Source organism: Cellulomonas sp. EB106-03-03-XG116 (genome assembly GCF_058792015.1).
This window is the reverse complement of sequence record NZ_JBYTEP010000051.1, coordinates 12,537-29,728: the sequence shown is the minus strand read 5'-3', so window position 1 is coordinate 29,728 and position 17,192 is coordinate 12,537. Positions and strand designations below refer to the sequence as shown.

Here is a 17,192-nt window from a genome sequence, read left to right as displayed (position 1 = left end):
GTCGGCGCCCGGGCGGCCCGCGGCGGTCCGGTCGGCCGGCGCGCGGTCCGGCGCGGACCGGTCCGGCTGCGCGGCCCGGTCCTGCGGGCCCGCGGCGAGCGCGCCCTGCAGGACCGCGTCGAACCCGGTCGACGCGGTGCGCCCGGCGGTGCCGGCCGACGCGGCGCCGGCGGCGCGCGCCGGGGCGGCGGGAAGCGTGCTGATGGTCACGAGGCGGCCCCCCAGAGGGACGTGAGCAGGGACGAGGTCGAGGCGCCGGCCGAGCCGGGGCCGAGGGCGCCGAGCGCCTGGGTGAGCGAGCCGGTCGTGCCCGACCCGGCGGTCGCGCCGGCGGAGCCGGTGAGCAGCGCCAGGGCGTTCTGCCCGGCGGCGGTGCTCGCGAGCGCGGAGGACAGCGCGGCCGACGCCGGGGCGGCCGTCGGGGTGGCGGCGGCCTGCGGCAGGATCCGGCGGATGGTCGTCGGCTCCGCGTACACGTCGCGGATCGTCACGGACTTCCCCGGCTTCGGCGCGTCGATCATCTGGCCGTCGCCGACGTAGATGCCGATGTGCTTGCCGCCGTTCAGCACGACCAGGTCGCCCGGGAGGGCCTGGTCGAGGGACGGGACCGCCTCCCCGAGCGTGGCCTGGTCGCGGGCGACCCGCGGCACGCCCGACGTGATGCCGAGGTCGGCGAGCGAGCGGAGCACCAGCCCCGAGCAGTCGAGGCCGCCCTCCGCGAGCGACTCGCCGCCCCAGACGTAGGGCGTGCCGAGGTACTTCTTCGCGGCCTCGACCAGGTCCTGGCCGGTCACCGTGGTGGACAGCGCGTGCGCGGGCACGGTGCCGAGGTCGGCGCCGGCGGTGCCGGTGAGCTGCGCGAGTGCGGCGGCGAAGTCGGTGCCCGCGGCGGCCGAGGCGGCCGAGCCGGAGGCGGACACCCCCGACGCGGACGCGGACACCCCCGCCGCGGCCGTCGCGCCCGCCGCCGGCACCGTGGCCGGCTCGACGTACGCGCGGATCTCCGCGATGCGGGCCTGCACGGCCGCCACTCCCCCGGTCACCGGGCCCCCTCCGGGTCGGCCCCGGCGGGCACGGCGGCGCGGCGGCGGCCGGCGACCTCGTCCAGCACGACCTGCTCGGCCCGCTGCTCCTCGGCGCGGACGGCCGTCTCGTGCTTCTCCTGCAGCTTCTCCAGCGTGCGGGTCTGCGTGCGCGCGGCGGACCACGCCGCGTCGGCGGCGTCGACCTCGTCCTGCGCGACAAGCACCTGGGCGCGCCGGTCGACCAGCAGCGCGGACAGCGCGAGCCGGCTCGCGACGACGGCCTGCACGCCGCGGGCGTCGGCCCCCGGCGGGAACACGGCCGAGCCGAGCGCGGCCTCGGTCGCCGCGGCGCGGGCCACGGCGGCGTCCCGGCCGCGGGCGCTGGTCGCGCGCTGGGCGGCGGCCTGCTCCTCGGCGAGCGCCCGCAGGCGCAGCAGCCCGGCCAGGCGGAAGGCGCGGCTCACGGCAGGTCCCCCATCGCGGCGACGAGCGCGGCGAGCCGCGCCCAGGAGTCCGCGGACGGGGCGCGCTCGTCCATGCCCTGGCGCAGGAACGCGTCGATCGCGGCGCCGTGCGCGACGGCGGCGTCCACCAGCGGGTTCGACCCCGCCACGTAGGCGCCGACGTCGAGCAGGTCCTGGGCCTGGCGGCGGGCGGCCATCACGCGGCGCAGCCGGGTGGCGGCGGCCTTCTGGTCCGGGCCGACGACGCGCGAGGCGACGCGGGAGATGGAAGCCAGCGCGTCGACGGACGGGAAGTGCCCGGCGACCGCGAGCGACCGCTCCAGCACGACGTGCCCGTCGAGGATCGAGCGCGCGGCGTCGGCGATCGGCTCGTTGTGGTCGTCCCCGTCCACCAGCACGGTGTAGAGGCCGGTGACCGAGCCGGTGGCGCCGGTGCCGGCGCGCTCCAGCAGCTGGGCGAGCAGCGCGAACGTGCTCGGCGGGTAGCCGCGGGTGGCGGGGGGCTCGCCGACGGACAGGCCGATCTCGCGCTGCGCCATGGCGACGCGGGTGAGCGAGTCCATCATCAGCACGACGTCGTCGCCGCGGTCGCGGAACCACTCCGCGATCCGGGTCGCGACGAACGCCGAGCGCAGCCGGACCAGCGGCGGCTCGTCGGAGGTCGCCACGACGACGACCGAGCGGGCCAGGCCCTCGGGCCCGAGGTCGTCCTCGAGGAACTCGCGCACCTCGCGCCCGCGCTCGCCGACCAGGGCGATCACGGAGACCTGCGCGTCGGTGCCGCGGGCGATCATCGACAGCAGGGACGACTTGCCGACGCCGGAGCCGGCGAACAGGCCGAGGCGCTGGCCGCGGCCGGCGGTCACCAGGGTGTCGAGCACCCGCACGCCGAGGTCGAGCGGCTGGGCGACGCGGGCGCGGGCCAGCGGGTGCGGGGCGTGCCCCGTCACCTCCGCCGCGCCGACGCCGACGAGCGGGCCCTTGCCGTCGATCGGCCGGCCGAGCCCGTCGAGCACCCGGCCGAGCAGGCCGGGTCCGACCGGCGCGGTCAGCGCGGTGCCCCGCGGGCGCACCGGCATCCCGGCGCGCAGGCCGTGGGTCGGGCCGAGCGGCATCGCCTGCGCGGAGCCGCGGCCGGTCGCGACCACCTCGGCGGGCACCTCGGTGCCGTCGCCCGGGTCGATGGAGACGAGCTCGCCCACGGCCGCGCCGGTGCCCGCGACCTCGACCGTCAGGCCGACGACCCCGCGGACGGTGCCGACGCGCTCGGGCCGGGCGGCGCCGAGCGCCGCGGTCCACGCCGGGGCGCGCAGCAGCGCCGCGGCGGGCTCGGCGAGCGGCGGGACGGCGGACGCCGGACCAGCGGCGGCCCCGGCGCGCGGGGTCGGCAGCACGGCGGCGGCGGTGGGGGTGCTCATCGGGCGCCGGCCTCCCCCGCGCCGGCGGCGAGGGCCGCGCGGGCGCGGTCGAGCGCCGCGCCGAGGCGCGCGTCGAGGTGGCCGTCGGGGAACTCGCCGACCGCGTCGCCGGGGGCGAGCGCCGGGTCGGCCACGAGCTCGACGCCGGTCAGGTCGGGCAGGCCGGCCAGCACGTCGCCGCCGGCCGGGGCCTCCCCGGCGAGCGCGGCGCGGACGACCGCGAGGTCCCGCGGGTGCAGCCGGACGGTGTGCACCTCGCGCGCCGGGTCCAGCGCGCGGACCCGGGCGAGCGCGGCGGCGGCGGACGTCGGCGCGTCGGACAGCTCGGCGCCGAGCACGGCCGCGGCCAGGTCCAGCGCGGCCGCGTGCAGCGCGTGCTCGGCGGCGGCGAGCACGGGCGCGCTGCGGTCGGCCGCGGCGCGGGCGCTCCGGGCCAGCACGGCGAGGGCGTCGGCGTGCTCGGCGGCGCGCCGGGCGTCGGCCTCGGCGCGCTCGCGCTGCACCCGGGCCGCCTGGGCCTCGGCGGCACGGGCGGCCTCGCGGGCGCCCGCGGCGTAGCCGGCCGCGTACCCGGCGGCGTACCCCTCGGCTCGCGACGGCTCGGCCGTCGCGAGCCCGGCGGCGGACCCGCCGAACGCCTGGGTGAAGGTGCGGGGCTCAGGAGACATACTCGTCCTCGCCCTCGCGCCGGATCACGATCTGGCCCGACTCCTCGAGGCGGCGGATCGCCTGGACGATGCCCGCGCGGGCCTCCTCCACCTGCGAGAGGCGGACCGGGCCGAGCAGCTCGATCTCCTCCTCGAGGTTCTCCCGGGCGCGCTCGGACAGGTTGCGCAGGATCTTGTCCCGCACCTCGGGCGTCGCGCCCTTGAGGGCGACCGACAGCTCGTTGGTCTCGACCTGGCGCAGCACCAGCTGCATCGCGCGGTCCTCGAGCAGCACGATGTCGCCGAACACGAACATTCGGCTGCGGACCTCGTCGGCCAGCGCCTCGTCGCGACTCTGCAGCCCCTCGAGGATGAGCTTCTCGGTGGTCGGGTCGGCGCGGTTGATGATCTCGACGAGCGGCTGCACGCCGCCGACGGCGGACAGCTCGTTCGGGGTCAGCACGGTCGACGCCTTGCGCTGCATCGACTCCGCGATGACCGCGACGACGTCCGGGGACGCCCGCTCCATCAGGGCGATGCGGTGCGCGACCTCGGACTGCTGGTCCGACGGCAGGCCGGCCAGGATCGCGGACGCGTGCTCGGGACGCAGGTGCGCGAGCACCAGCGCGACGGCCTGCGGGTGCTCGCCGTTCAGCAGGGACAGCACCTGGCGGGCGTCGGCGTGCTGCAGGAACTCGAACGGCTGGCCGGCCATCGAGGTCTGCAGGCGCTCGATCATGCCCGCGGCCTCGTCGCGGCCGAGCGCGCCCTCCAGCAGCTGGGTGGCGTAGCCGAGGCCGCCGTTCACGCTCGGCCCGATGGCCGACGCGGCGTAGAACTCCTCGACGACCTCGTCCGCGACCGTCGCGTCGACGCGCTCCAGCCGCATGATCTCGGCGGTGAGCTCCTCGATCTCGGCGGTCTCGAGCTTGGACATGACCTTGGCGGCGCGCTCCCGGCCGAGCTGCAGCAGCAGCATGGCGGCCTTCTGGGTGCCGGTCAGCGTGGCGGTGGACATCAGCGCCGCCCGGCGGGGGTCAGCCAGCCGCGCAGGAGGTCCGCGACCTCCTCGGGCTGCTCGTCGGCGAGCGCGGCGATCTCGGCGCGCTTGACCGCGAGCGACTCGGCGACCGGGTCGATCTCGGCGGGCCCGGGCAGGGCCGGCGGGATCTCGGGCAGCTCGTCGAGCTCGGCGGCCGGGTCGGGGCCGTCCATCAGCGGGAGCTCACCGATGTCCAGCGCCTCGCGCTTGCTCCGCCGCGAGCGGCGGGCCAGCACGATCGCGACCACGATCACGATCAGCAGCAGGGCGCCGGCGATCACCGCCTGCCGGAGCAGGTCCGCGCGGCGGTCGGCCTCGGCCTGGGCGTCGGCGGCCGCGAGGGCCTCCGCCGCGGCGTCGGCGCCCGTGGTGTCGAAGGCCATGGCCTGCACCGCGATGGTGTCGCCGCGCGCCGTGTCGATGCCCGCGGCGGCGGTCAGGGTCGCCGTGAGCTGGTTGAGGTCGATGCCGGCCGCGGCGTTCTGGTCGACCAGCACCGCGAGCGACTGCTTCTCGACCGTGCCCGGGGCCACCGTGGTGACCTCGGTGACCTTGTTCACCGCGTTGCTGACGTCCTCGGTGGTGTTCGTGTAGGAGCCGGTGCCGTCGCCGTCGCCCGTGGGCACCGCGATGTTGTCCGGGCCGAGCACGCCGGTGGCGGTGCCGGAGCCCGAGCCGGTGTACTCCTCGGTCGTCGTCGAGGACACGAGCGGCGGGGTGTTCTCGGTGGCCGAGAACTCCTCGGAGGTGCGCTGGGTCTGGTCCTGGTTCAGCGAGGCGGTGACGGTCACGGCGGACTTGCCCGCGCCGACGACCTGGTCCAGCAGCGCCTGCACGGCGCCGGTGACCCGCTGCTCGTAGGCCGAGGTGGCCTCGTCGCCGGTGCCGCCGGTGAGCCCGGTGCCGACCTCGGACAGCACCTTGCCGGTGGAGTCGACGACGGCCACGTCGGTGGCCTTCATGCCCTCGATGCCGGCCGACACCAGGTGCACGATCGCCTCGACCTGGTCGGTGCTGAGCTGGGTGCCGGTCTTGGTGCGCACGAACACCGACGCCGTCGGGTCCTGCTGCTGCGACACGAACACGGAGTCCTCCGGCAGCGCGAGCTTCACCGTGGCGGCCTCGACGCCGGACATGGCGCCGACCGTCTTGGCGAGCTCGCCCTCCAGGGCGCGGGTGTAGGTGGTCTGCTGCTGGAACTCGCTGGACGTCATCGACATGCCGTCGAGCAGCGAGTAGCCGTCGCCCTCGGCGTTCGCGGGCAGGCCCGCGGCGGCCAGCTTGAGGCGCATCGAGTAGAGCGTGTCCTGCGGCACCATGACCGTGCTGCCGCCGTCGGTGAGCTCGTAGGACACCCCCTCGGCCGACAGCTGGTCGACCACGGCCGACGCGTCGGTCGCGGACAGGCCGGAGAACAGCGGGGCCAGCGTGGGCTTCGAGGCCCACGAGTAGATCGCGAACCCGCCGAGCAGGATCGCGGCGACCGCGATGATCGCGAAGGTCTTCTGCGGGAGCGAGAACTGCTTCACCGCGCCGCTCATGCGGCCGAACAGGGACTTCACCTGGGCGGGCATCAGGCCTGCATCCTCATGATCTCGGTGAACGCGTCGACGGCCTTGTTGCGCACGGCGGCGGTGAGCTCGAGCGCGAGCTTCGCCTCGGACGACGCGATCGTGTAGTCGTGCACGTCGTCGAGGTCGCCGGTGACGGCCTGGACGGCGAGCGCCTGGCTCGTGGACTGGAGCTGCTGGACGTGGTCGACGGCGCCCAGCGCCGCGGCGAACCCGCCGTCGGCGCCGGCGGTGCCGGTGGCGCCGGCCGTGCCGGTCGCCCCGGGCGCGCCGAGGCCCTGCAGGCCGGCGAGGTCCGACAGCTCGGAGAGGGAGGAGGGGCCGGACACGCCGGACACCCCGCTGACGGGCTGGATGCTCACGAGTTCCGTCCGATCTGCAGCGCCGCCTCGTAGGACGTCTTCGCGCGGTCCACGACCGCCGCGTTCGCCTGGTAGCCGCGCTGCGCCATGATCAGCTGCGTCATCTGGGAGGCCATGTCGACCTCGGGGTAGCGGACGTAGCCGTCCTCGTCCGCGAGCGGGTTGGTGGGCTCGTAGACCACGCGGCCCTCGGCGGGGCCGAGCGCGATGCCGGACACCTGCGCGCCGCCGCCGTTCGCGGTGGGGATCTCCGAGGCGACCACGTACTTGGCCTGGTAGGCGGCCTCGGACGTCGCCGTCGCGTTGTTCATGTTCGCGAGGTTGTCGCTGACCGCGTCGATCCACTTGCGGTACACGGTCATGCCGGTGCTGGCGATGCCGATCGCCCCGAACGTCGTCATCAGGAGGTCCTCATCGCGGTGCGGACGCCGGAGAAGGTGCCGTCGACCGCCTGGGTCGCCAGCTGGTAGCGCAGCTGCGTGTCGACGTTGAGCAGCGTCTCCTCGTCGAGGTTGACGTTGTTGCCGTCGAGACGGGTGGGCTCGAGGGAGCGGGCCGTGGTGGCCGACGCGGCGCCGGTGCCGGCGGAGACCGCGCGGGCGAGGGCGTCCTCGAACTGGACCTTCTTGGCGTGGTAGCCGGGGGTCTGGATGTTCGCCACGTTCTCGGCGATGGCGCGCTGGCGCGCGGCCAGGCCGTCGAGCGCGCTGTTGATCGCGACGTAGCTGACGGAGTCGAACATGCCCATGCAGGGTCACCCTCACCCGAGGTTGGTCCTGGTCGGCCTGATCCATGGCCTGCTGCGCGAGCGATCCGTGCTCACGCGTCCCATCGGCGGGGGGCGGGGGGTGCTGAGGTGTGCGACCGAGAAATGTCGCGGATCACTCGCGCGGCGGACGCGATTCGGACGGGTTGTCCGAATTTGCCGGAGAATGTCCGGCCGCCTTTCTGGGTGCTGGCACCCAGGCCCGGGTCAGCCCTCGACGTCGAGGTAGACCGGGGCGACCGCGGCGCGGGTGCGCAGGCCGTCGGTCGTCCGCAGCGCGCGGCGGTGCTCCGCGAGCTGCTCGGTGGTGCGGCGCACCAGGTCGCGCTGGCGGTCGACCAGCGCGGCGGCCCGCGGGGCGAGCGCGAGCGGCAGGGCGCCCAGGCCGCGCGGCGTGCGCCACGGCTCGGTCACGGCGACGTCGGCGACCCGCGCCGCCGCACCGGCGTCGGCCCAGCCGGCCGCCGCGAGCAGGTGCTCGGCGCGGTCCGCGGCCGTCTCCATCTCGGCGAGGGCGCGCGCCCACGCGGCCTCCCGGTCGGCGCCCTCGCCGTGGTGACCGGCGCCGTGCGGGTCGTGGTGCGGCGCGTCCGCGTCGAGCGCCGTGGCGGTGTGCGCGCCCTGGACCGGGGCGACGGCGCTGCTAGCCGACACCGAGCACACCCCCGGACCCGGCGTCGGCGGTGTCGAACGACGGGGCGGGGCGCTGCGTCGGCACGTCCTTGGCCACGACGAGCGCGGCCTCGCGCCACGCCTCGGCGAGCGGCGCCACCAGCGCGCGGCACGCCACGACCCGCTCGGCGTCGCCCGCGCTGCTCGCCGCGATCAGCTCGGAGAGCAGGAAGGTGTACACGGACAGCAGGCGGTCGCCGCCGTCCCACTCCCCCACGTTCAGGTTCGCGATGAACTCCGCGACGATCTCCTGCGCGTGCGCGAGCTGCTGGGTGGCCTCGGCGCGGACGCCCGCGCGCAGCGCGGTCTCCGCCCGGTCGAGGTCGAGCAGCAGGCGGTCGTAGAGCATGGTGAGGAGCTTCGCCGGGCCCGCGGTGGCGACCGCGTCGGCGAGGTACCGGGTCCGGACGTCGTACACGACGGTCCCCCTTGCGTGGTGGGTGTGGCTCAGCTCGACGCGTTGTTCGCGTTCAGCTGGGCGAGCTGCTGGGACAGGAAGTTGGAGGTCGACTGCATCTGCGACATCGACACCTCCATCGCGGTGTAGATGCGGGTCAGCGAGGCGCGCCGGGTGGCCAGGCGGTCGTCCCAGTCGGCGATCCGGTCGGCGAGGTCGGTGACCTCGGTCTGGTACGAGGTGATCTGCGCGGTCAGCGTGCCCTTGGTGCTGTCGGACGCCGCGGTGGCCGCCGTCTCGAGCGCGGTGGACACGGCCTGCACCATCTTCTGGGTGGCGACCGGGTCCTCGGCGTACGCGGCGGTGAACGCCGCCTCGTCGAACGTGAACGTGCCGTCGCGGCCGACGACGATGCCGACCGACGCGGGCGACTTCCCGTCGATGTCGATCGAGCCCGCGGCGAGCACGCTCTGCTGCAGCATCCGCACCGCGGTGTTGCCCGACAGCAGGCCGGCCTTGAGGATCGAGCCGCCGTCGGCGGCGGTGCCCGAGCTCGACTTGGTGCGGTCGGCGATGTCGCCGAGCACCGCGTTGAGGTTCGTGACCAGGTTCGACGCGAGCTTGCTCATCGAGGCGGCGTTGCGGGCCACGGTGACCGTGACCTCGTCGGGGCCGGCCTTGCTGACCGTCAGGTCCACGCCCGTGAGCAGGCCCTTGAAGGTGTTGCTCGCCGAGGTCACCTCGGTCTGGCCCGGGGTGCCGGGCCACAGGGTGACCTTGGCGTCCGCCGCGGCGCGCAGCTGCTGGCTGGTCAGCGACGTGCCGTCGTTGGCGTTCGTCGCGGCGACCGTGAACCCGTTCTCGGCGCCGGTGCTCGTGCCCGTGAGCTGCAGCTTGTAGACCGGTGCGTCGGCGGTGCCGACGTTGACGGCCGAGGCGGTGACGCCCGTGCCCTCGGCGTTGAACGCCGCGACGACGTCGCCGATGTGCGGGCTCGAGGCGACGATCGTCTTCTCCTCGCCGCCGACGGTGAGGGTGAAGGACGGCTTGCCCGACGTGTAGGAGCTCGGCAGCGTGTAGAGCGTCGACTGCGACGTGGCCAGCCTGTCGACGGTCAGCGTGAGGGAGGACGGCGAGGCGTCCTTCGACGTCACGGCGGTGACCGCGGTGGAGGAGGCGGTCGCGGTGGTGGCCTGCCACGACTCGGCCTTGAGGGCGGTGGTGGCGGCGGTGCCGAGCGAGGCGACCTTGGTGTTGAGCGACTGCAGGGCGGAGACGACCGACTGCAGGCCGGTGCGCTTGGACGCCAGCAGCGTCTGCTGGTTGCCCTCGACCGCGAGCAGCTGGTCGATGATCTCGCTGGTCTTCATGCCGCTGATCAGGCCGTCGATCCCGATGCTGCTCACCATGCTGGTCCGGTCCTCCCCGGGTCGGTCGTGCGCCAGGCCGGCGGGGCCGGCACGCGACAGGCGGTGGGTGGACGGTCGTCCACCCACCGCCTGTCAGGGTCGTGCGGTGCCCCCGGCCGTCACCGGCCGGGGGCGACAGCTCACTGGAGGAGCTGCAGGACGCTCTGCGGCAGGTTCTTGGCCTGGGCGAGCATCGCGGTACCGGCCTGCGACAGGATCGAGGCGCGGGTGTAGCTGACCATCTCGGACGCCATGTCGGTGTCGCGGATGCGGCTCTCGGACGCGGTCAGGTTCTCCACCGCGACGTTGAGGTTGTTGATGGTGTGGTCGAAGCGGTTCTGGACCGCACCGAGGGAGGAACGGACCTGCGAGACCGAGGTGATGGCCGAGTCGATCAGGTCGATCGCCTCGGAGGCACCGGAGGCCTGCGTGAAGTTCACCTCGGTCGCCGCGACCTCGGCCGCGGTGCCCGTGGTGGCCGCACCGGTCAGGGTGATGCCGGTCGCCGTGGCGGCGGCCGTCACGGCGCCCGCGCCGAACTTGGCGGTGAGGGCGTTCTGCAGGGCCGTGGTGGCACCGGCGGAGGTGGTGACACCCGTGTAGTCGACCGACTTCAGGTCGAGCGACTTGCCACCGATGGTGACGGTGCCGTTCAGGTCCTGGAAGTTCTTCACGTCGTCGGCGGTGAAGTCCACCGCGGCGGCGAGGGTCTTCACGCCGGCGGTGCCGGACTCGGCGGCCGTCGTGTTGGCCACGGTGGTGGCGTTGGAGGCGATCGCGGTGACGTCGACGCCCGCGAGGCCGAGGCCCTCGGTGCCGAGGCCCTGGCCGTTGCCGGTCTGGATCTTGACGTTGATCTTGTCCTGCGCCGAGGTGTTGGCGCCGACCTGGAACGAACCGTCGTAGTTGCCGTCCAGCAGCTTCTTGCCGTTGAACTGCGTGGTGTCCGCGATGCGGGTGAGCTCGGTCTTGAGCTCGGACAGCTCGTCCTGGATGTTGGACTTCGCGGTGTCGGACAGACCACCCTCGTTGGACGCCTGGACGGACAGGGTCCGCATGCGCTGCAGGATGGAGTGCGTCTCGGTGAGCGCACCCTCAGCGGTCTGGACGACGGAGATGCCGTCCTGGGCGTTGCGCACGGCCTGGGTGGTGCCGCCGATCTGGGCGCGCAGGCCCTCGGAGATCGCCAGACCAGCCGCGTCGTCCGCAGCACGGTTGATGCGCAGGCCGCTCGACAGCTTCTCGAGCGACTTGCTCAGGTCGTTCTGCGTGGAGGACAGGTTGCGGTACGCGTTCAGCGCCGCGATGTTGGTGTTGACGGAGAGCGCCATGGTTCTCTTCTTCCTTGATCGGGGTACTCGTGGCCCATCCGTGGGCTCACCCATGAAGTTCGACCGGCCGGGGCCGGGGCTGAGGGGTTCGACCCGGTTCACCCGAAGGGGTCAACACGGGCCGGTGACCAGGCGCTGCGCGGGACGCCGGACGCCAGGAGGCGCCGGCCGCGTGCTGCGGCCGGCGCCTCCTGGCGTCGTGTGAACGAGCTCGGCGTGCGGTCTCAGACCGCGGCGGTGGTGATGCGGTCGGAGCCCTCGAACGGCGTCGGCACCGAGCGGGCCTCCTCCGCGCGGTGGCCGGCGGCCGTCATGGCGGCGCGCGAGGCGACCGCGGCGAAGTAGGTCCGGCGGCGGCGCTCGGCGACGCCGTCGGGCCGCTCGGCGACCGGGACCAGCTCGGGGTCGAGGCTGGCGTTCAGGCCGTCGCGCATGAGGGCGAGGCCCTCGGTGCGCAGCTGGCTGATCCGGGACTGGGTGACGCCCAGCTCGTCGGCCAGCTCCGCGACCGACCGGTCCTGCAGGAACAGGCCCTCGATGACGGTGCGCAGCCGGTCGGGCAGCGTGTCGACCGCGGCGCGCAGGTAGCGCAGCCGCTCGCCGATCAGGACGTTGTCCTCCGGGCCGGGCGCCTCGTCGCGGACGAGGTCCGCGACCGGGTGCACGGTGGCGTCCATCGACAGCACGCGGCGCTCCGCGTCCTGGCGGGCCTGGTCCACCGCGGCGAGGTCGGTGCCGAGCGCGCTCGCCAGCTCCACGCGGGTGGGGGTGCGGCCGAGCGTCGCGGTGAGGCGGTCGCTCGCGGCCGACAGCTCGCGGGCGCGGTGCCGGGCGCCGCGGGACGCCCAGTCCATCGAGCGCAGCTCGTCGATCAGCGCGCCGCGGATGCGCAGCGCGGCGTAGCGGGGGAAGGGGACGCCCGTCTCCGGGTCGTACGCGCGGGCGGCGAGCACCAGCGCGAGGTGGCCGGCGGACACGAGGTCCTCCCGGCTGACGGTGGCGGGGACCCGGGAGAGGACCTCGCTCACGTGGTACCCCACGAGCGGCATGTGCGCGACGACGAGGTCGTCGGCGGCGGGGGTGGCTGCAGAGCTGTTCACGGACCGGTTCTCGGCGGGGGTGAAACCCGCCTTGAGTTTTTCTCATGAAACTCATGGAGACCCCATCTATGCGACTTCCGCGACCATTTCGGACGTACCGGAAAGACAAAACGGACATCCGCCGACATAGCTCCGGGCGATCCTGAGCAGTTGTGATGCACGTCACATCCCGGAGATCGCTGTCCTGTCAGATACACGGACTGACCAGTCGGTTCAAGGCGGCACCCGCCGACGGCGGCGCGTGGGTGGCCACGAGGTGTCCGGTTTCGCTCAGGACCCCCCGCCCCGTCCCGATAGGAGAGGCATCACGCCGCGGCCGGCACCCCGCGCCGGGCGTCCCGACCGCACCACCGCCGCATCGAAGGGGGGCAGGCCCGATGGCCCTGAGCCAGCTGTCCGACGTCCTGTGGACCGAGCGCCGTCTGCTCGAGCTGCTGCTGTTCAAGCTCGAGGAGGAGCAGCTCGTGCTCACCAGCGGGCGCACGCGGTGGCTGGCGCACGCCACGCGGGAGGTCGAGACCGTCCTGGAGCAGATCCGGGACGCCGAGCTCGGCCGGTCCGCCGAGGCCGACGCCGTCGCCCTGGAGCTCGGCCTGGAGCCGGGCGCCACCCTGCGGACGCTCGCCGAGCACGCCCCGACCCCGTGGGACGACCTGCTGCAGGCGCACCGCGACGCCTTCGTGCAGCTCACCACCGAGATCGGCCAGCTGGCCGACGGCAACCGCGAGCTGCTCGCGATGTCGCACCGCGCCACGCAGGAGACGCTCATGTCGCTGCAGGAGTCGGTGCAGACCTACGACCCCCAGGGCCACACCACGGCCGAGGCCGACCGCAGCGCGCAGCTGCTCGACCGGTCCTTCTGACCCGGCCGCCTAGGCCACCCGACCCGAGACACCCGAGGAAGAGGATCCGTTGAGCACCTTCTCCGGACTGGGCACCGCCCTCAGCTCCCTGATCGCGCAGCGCCAGGCGCTGGAGGTGTCGGGGCAGAACATCGCGAACGCGAACACGGTCGGGTACACCCGGCAGCGCGCCGCGATGGCCTCCCTGCCGGCCGCCACCGTGCCGTCGATGTTCTCCACGAGCAACGGCGTCGGCATCGGCACCGCCGTGACCGGCATCGACCGGCTCGGCGACGTCTTCCTGGACGCCCGCCTGCGCAACGAGACCTCCGGCGCCTCCCGGCTCGCCGCGATCGCGACCGAGTACGACACCCTCGAGGCCACCATCGGCGAGCCGTCGAAGACCGGCTTCTCCGCCGACCTCACGAGCTTCTGGACCACCTGGTCCGACGTCGCGAACAGCCCCGGCTCCGCGTCCAACCGCGCGGTGCTCCTCGAGCGCGGCAAGGCCGTCGCCGACCGGCTGTCCACGCTGTACCAGGACGTCTCGACCCAGTGGGACCAGGCGCTGACCACCACCAAGGCGCTCGTCACGCAGGTCAACACGACCGCGGCCAACGTCGCCGACCTGAACACCCGGATCCTGTCCATCACGAACGCCGGCGGCTCCGCCAACGAGCTGATGGACCAGCGCGACCAGCTGATCACCTCGCTGTCCTCGCTCGTCGGCGCCACCACGCGCACGAACGAGGACGGCAGCGTCGACGTCATGGTCGCGGGCAACGCCCTCGTGTCCGGCGGCTCCGCCAACGCCCTGGCCGTCGGCGCCGGCAGCGCGGCCTCGTTCGGCGACGCCGTCTCCGGCGGCGCCGGGGTCAGCATCGTCTGGGCCCGGAACGGCAACGCCGCCGGCCTCGACGGCGGTCGCGTCGCCGGCCTGCTGACCGCGCTCGGCCCCGCCGAGGACGGCGGCGTCCTCGCCGCCGCCGGCGCGTCGCTCAACGCGATGGCGACGACCATCGCCGACTCCGTCAACGCGATCCACCGCACCGCGGCCACCGCGGACGGCACGACGGGCCAGGACTTCTTCACCATCGACGCCTCGCGCCCCGCCGCGCTCGGGCTGTCCGTCGCGATCACCGACCCGTCCGGCATCGCGGTCGCCGCGCCCGGGCAGGGCAGCCTGGACGGCAGCGTCGGCGAGAAGATCGCGGCGCTCGCCAAGGCCGCCGACGGCCCCGACTCCCAGTGGTCCGCGTTCGTCGTCGACCTGGGCGTGAAGTCCGCGTCCTCCGCGTCGCGCGCCACCGTCGCCGAGGCCGCCCGCGCCACCGCCGCCTCCGCGCAGCTCGCGCAGACCTCCGTCGACACCGACGAGGAGACGGTCAACATGCTCGCCTTCCAGCGGGCCTACGAGGGCGCGGCCCGCGTGCTCACGGCCGTGGACGAGATGCTCGACACGCTGATCAACCGGACGGGGGTGGTGGGCCGATGACCACGATCGGACGCGTCACGCAGATGACGGTGCGGAACACGACGCTGGGCAACCTGCAGGACAACCTGCACAAGATGTCGCAGCTGCAGACGCAGATGTCCTCGGGCGTGAAGATCAACCGCGCCTCCGACGACCCCTCCGGGACCGCCGACGTCCTGAAGATCCAGGGCGACCAGCGCCTGCTCGCGCAGTACGACCGCAACGCCGCCGACGGCGAGGCGTGGCTGGTGACCGTCGACAGCGCGCTCACCACCTCGCTGGCCAACCTGCGCAAGGTCCGGGACCTCACCGTCCAGGGCGGCAACGGCGCCCTCGGCAGCACCTCGCGCGAGGCGCTCGCCCAGGAGATCTCCGGCCTCAAGGACGCCCTGCTCGCCCAGGCGAACACGGAGTACCTGGGCCGCCCGGTGTTCGCGGGCACCGTCGCGGCCCCCGCGTTCGGGGCCGCGGACGACGCGGCGGGTGCGTACGACTTCAAGGGCGTCGACGGCGCCACCGTCACCCGCACCGTCGCCAGCGGCACCACGGTCCGCGTCGACTCCGACGGCGCCCGGGTGTTCGGCACCGGGGACGACTCGGTGTTCGCCCTGCTCGACGGGATCGTCGCCACCCTGCAGGCCGGCGGCGACCCGTCCGACCAGCTCGACGCGATCGACGACCGCCTGGACGCCATGACCACCGAGCTCTCCTCGGTGGGTGCCCGGCAGAACCAGGTCGACTCCGCGCAGTCGCTCATCGCGGAGAGCACCGTGACCGCCAAGACGCGCCTGGGCGCCATCCAGGACGTCGACCTCGCGCAGGTCATCCTCGACCTCCAGTCGCAGGAGGTCGCGTACAAGGGCGCCCTGGGCGCCGCCGCCAAGGTCCTCCAGCCGACTCTCTTGGACTTCCTCCGATGACCGCTGAGCTCGCCGACGCCCCGCGTCGCACCCACCTGCCCGAGCACCTGCACCTGCGCACGCCCATGCCGGGCCTCGCCGGGTACGAGGACTTCACGCTCACCCCGCTGGACGACGCCGGCGTGCTGTACGCGCTGCGCGCCGAGCCCGCGGGCGCCCGCCCGGTCCGGCTGTTCGTCGTCGACCCCGACGCGTTCTTCCCGGACTACGCCCCGGCGATCACCGGGGACGTCCTCGCCACGATCGGCGCCGACAGCGAGCACGCCGTGCGCCTCGTCGTCGTGCGCCCCGCCGACGGCGGCGAGCCGCCCACGGCGAACCTGCTGGCCCCGCTGGTCGTCGACCCCGCGACCGGCGCCGCCGTGCAGACCGTCCTCGCCGAGGACTGGCCGCTGCGGGCGCCGCTCGCGCCGGCCGCCTGACCCTCCCCGACCGACCCGACCTGGAGATCGCGATGACCTCGACCCTCGGCGCCGACGCCGGGTCCCCGCGCGCCGCGAGCGGCAGCCCGATCCCCATCGGCGGCGGCGAGACCACCGTGCTGCGGCAGCCCGTCGTGCACCACGACCGCTCCGTGTACGGCTACGCCGTGCGCGTCCTGGTCAGCGGGCCGACCGGCGCGTCCCTGCCCGACGAGAGCACGGAGGCGGCCGTCGAGACGGCCTACCGGCGCCTCGACCTGGCGGGCCTCGCCGGCGACAAGCCGGTGCTGCTGCGGGCGACCTCCGGGCTGCTGGCCGGCACCGCGGCCGTCTGGTACGACGCCGACCGGCTGATGCTCGAGATCACCCCGGCGCTCGCCCGGCGCCCCGACGTCGACGCGCTGCTCGCCGCCGCCACCGCCCGCGGCAGCCGGCTCGCGCTCGCCGACTACGACGGCTCCCTCGCCCAGGACCGGCTCCTGGACCGGGTGTCGATCGTCAAGGTCGACCTGCAGCGCGGCGCCGACCACTGCGCCGAGCTCGTCGCCCGCGCGCACGCCGCCGGCGCCACGGTGGTCGCGGAGCACACCGACACCACCGAGCGGCTCGAGACCGCCCAGTCCATCGGCGCCGACCTGCTCCAGGGCCCGATGTTCCACCGCGACCCCCCGGTCACCCGCCGGTCGTTCTCCGCCGGCGAGCTGCAGTGCCTCGAGCTGCTGCGGGTGCTCTCGGAGGAGCAGGTCGACCAGAAGACCGTCGTGCGCACCGTCGCCTCCGACCCCGAACTGTCCATGCGCGTGCTGCACCTGGTCAACTCCTCGGCGTTCGGGCTGCGGCGCGAGATCGACTCCGTGCTCCAGGCCGTCGTCCTGGTGGGCCCGCGGCAGCTGCACGCCCTCGCCATCGCGTCGCTCATCGACGCCAAGCCGGCGTCCGTCGGCACGCTGTGGTCGATCCTCACCCGGGCCATGACCTGCCACACGATCGCCGGGGACGACGCCGCCTACACCGTCGGGCTGCTGTCCGCGGTCGCCGCCCAGCAGGGCATCGACCTCACGGAGCTCGTCGCCCGCACCGGGGTGTCCGACGCGCTCGGCGCGGCGCTGCTGCGCCGCGAGGGCCGGCTGGGCCAGGTGCTGTCCGCCGTGCTCGCGCACGAGGAGAACGACACCGCGGCCGTCGCCGCCACCGGCCTGGAGCCGTGGGACGTCGCGCACGCGTACCTCGCCGCCGTCCCGAGCGCGCTCGCGACCGCGACGGCCCTGGCCTTCGGCGAGTAGCCCCCCGGTTCCGCCGCTCCGCCCCTCCGCCCCTCCCCCCCCTCCGC

The 17,192-nt window shown here is 74.5% G+C and carries 19 protein-coding genes and 1 pseudogene; 5 read left to right on the top strand and 15 right to left on the bottom strand.

All coding sequences use genetic code 11. The features are described 5' to 3' along the window. From AC3WUG_RS16070 to AC3WUG_RS16000, 15 genes and pseudogenes are all read right to left on the bottom strand, one after another. A pseudogene (locus AC3WUG_RS16070) lies at positions 1-210 on the bottom strand (hypothetical protein); the annotation flags it as partial. Continuing rightward, positions 207-1,043, bottom strand: a complete 837-nt coding sequence (locus AC3WUG_RS16065) for a C40 family peptidase (RefSeq protein WP_492328587.1) — start codon at positions 1,041-1,043, stop codon at positions 207-209. The gene AC3WUG_RS16065 and the pseudogene AC3WUG_RS16070, both read right to left, overlap by 4 nt. After that, positions 1,040-1,489 (bottom strand): flagellar FliJ family protein, encoded by a 450-nt coding sequence (locus AC3WUG_RS16060; RefSeq protein WP_492328586.1) that lies wholly within the window; start codon positions 1,487-1,489, stop codon positions 1,040-1,042. Before AC3WUG_RS16060 ends, AC3WUG_RS16065 begins: the two co-directional genes overlap by 4 nt. Then, on the bottom strand, positions 1,486-2,907 hold the full coding sequence (locus AC3WUG_RS16055) for a FliI/YscN family ATPase (protein WP_492328585.1): 1,422 nt from the start codon (positions 2,905-2,907) through the stop codon (positions 1,486-1,488). Before AC3WUG_RS16055 ends, AC3WUG_RS16060 begins: the two co-directional genes overlap by 4 nt. Next, a complete protein-coding gene (locus tag AC3WUG_RS16050; protein ID WP_492328584.1) occupies positions 2,904-3,575 on the bottom strand; it encodes a FliH/SctL family protein in 672 nt (223 codons plus the stop codon). The genes AC3WUG_RS16055 and AC3WUG_RS16050 overlap by 4 nt, the downstream gene beginning before the upstream one ends. Beyond that, complete coding sequence (gene fliG / locus AC3WUG_RS16045; RefSeq protein ID WP_492328583.1) at positions 3,565-4,572, bottom strand: flagellar motor switch protein FliG; 1,008 nt, start codon at positions 4,570-4,572, stop codon at positions 3,565-3,567. Before fliG ends, AC3WUG_RS16050 begins: the two co-directional genes overlap by 11 nt. Beyond that, entirely contained in the window at positions 4,572-6,170 is a 1,599-nt protein-coding gene (gene fliF, locus AC3WUG_RS16040) for a flagellar basal-body MS-ring/collar protein FliF (RefSeq protein ID WP_492328582.1), read from the bottom strand. The genes fliG and fliF overlap by 1 nt, the downstream gene beginning before the upstream one ends. After that, positions 6,170-6,469, bottom strand: coding sequence for a flagellar hook-basal body complex protein FliE (gene fliE, locus AC3WUG_RS16035; protein ID WP_492328588.1), 300 nt, complete (start codon positions 6,467-6,469; stop codon positions 6,170-6,172). The genes fliF and fliE overlap by 1 nt, the downstream gene beginning before the upstream one ends. A 56-nt stretch (positions 6,470-6,525) precedes the next feature. Continuing rightward, complete coding sequence (locus tag AC3WUG_RS16030) at positions 6,526-6,930, bottom strand: flagellar basal body rod protein FlgC (RefSeq protein WP_492328581.1); 405 nt, start codon at positions 6,928-6,930, stop codon at positions 6,526-6,528. Further along, complete coding sequence (locus AC3WUG_RS16025) at positions 6,930-7,271, bottom strand: flagellar basal body rod protein FlgB (RefSeq protein WP_147797101.1); 342 nt, start codon at positions 7,269-7,271, stop codon at positions 6,930-6,932. The genes AC3WUG_RS16030 and AC3WUG_RS16025 overlap by 1 nt, the downstream gene beginning before the upstream one ends. 231 nt (positions 7,272-7,502) lie before the next feature. After that, positions 7,503-7,949, bottom strand: a complete 447-nt coding sequence (locus tag AC3WUG_RS16020; RefSeq protein WP_492328580.1) for a hypothetical protein — start codon at positions 7,947-7,949, stop codon at positions 7,503-7,505. Next, positions 7,939-8,385, bottom strand: coding sequence for a flagellar export chaperone FliS (locus AC3WUG_RS16015; protein ID WP_492328579.1), 447 nt, complete (start codon positions 8,383-8,385; stop codon positions 7,939-7,941). The genes AC3WUG_RS16020 and AC3WUG_RS16015 overlap by 11 nt, the downstream gene beginning before the upstream one ends. A 29-nt stretch (positions 8,386-8,414) precedes the next feature. Continuing rightward, entirely contained in the window at positions 8,415-9,773 is a 1,359-nt protein-coding gene (gene fliD / locus AC3WUG_RS16010) for a flagellar filament capping protein FliD (protein ID WP_492328578.1), read from the bottom strand. 140 nt (positions 9,774-9,913) lie between these two features. Continuing rightward, the gene (locus AC3WUG_RS16005) at positions 9,914-11,104 is read right to left on the bottom strand and encodes a flagellin N-terminal helical domain-containing protein (RefSeq protein ID WP_492328577.1); all 1,191 of its coding nucleotides are present in this window, start codon (positions 11,102-11,104) and stop codon (positions 9,914-9,916) included. A 224-nt stretch (positions 11,105-11,328) separates the two neighbouring features. Continuing rightward, positions 11,329-12,204, bottom strand: a complete 876-nt coding sequence (locus AC3WUG_RS16000) for a sigma-70 family RNA polymerase sigma factor (protein WP_492328576.1) — start codon at positions 12,202-12,204, stop codon at positions 11,329-11,331. Positions 12,205-12,581: 377 nt separating this feature from the next. Between AC3WUG_RS16000 and flgN the strand changes: the two genes are divergently transcribed. The 5 genes from flgN to AC3WUG_RS15975 are packed head-to-tail and all read left to right on the top strand — an operon-like array spanning position 12,582 to position 17,145. Continuing rightward, positions 12,582-13,067 carry a flagellar export chaperone FlgN gene (flgN, locus tag AC3WUG_RS15995; RefSeq protein ID WP_492328575.1) on the top strand — a complete coding sequence of 162 codons (486 nt, stop codon included), beginning with the start codon at positions 12,582-12,584 and terminating at the stop codon, positions 13,065-13,067. Positions 13,068-13,116: 49 nt separating this feature from the next. After that, a complete protein-coding gene (flgK, locus tag AC3WUG_RS15990; protein WP_492328574.1) occupies positions 13,117-14,541 on the top strand; it encodes a flagellar hook-associated protein FlgK in 1,425 nt (474 codons plus the stop codon). Next, complete coding sequence (flgL, locus tag AC3WUG_RS15985) at positions 14,538-15,440, top strand: flagellar hook-associated protein FlgL (protein ID WP_492328573.1); 903 nt, start codon at positions 14,538-14,540, stop codon at positions 15,438-15,440. Before flgK ends, flgL begins: the two co-directional genes overlap by 4 nt. Next, on the top strand, positions 15,437-15,862 hold the full coding sequence (locus tag AC3WUG_RS15980) for a flagellar assembly protein FliW (protein ID WP_492328572.1): 426 nt from the start codon (positions 15,437-15,439) through the stop codon (positions 15,860-15,862). The genes flgL and AC3WUG_RS15980 overlap by 4 nt, the downstream gene beginning before the upstream one ends. Positions 15,863-15,894: 32 nt before the next feature. Further along, a complete protein-coding gene (locus tag AC3WUG_RS15975) occupies positions 15,895-17,145 on the top strand; it encodes an EAL and HDOD domain-containing protein (protein ID WP_492328571.1) in 1,251 nt (416 codons plus the stop codon). The last annotated feature ends 47 nt before the right edge of the window (positions 17,146-17,192 follow it).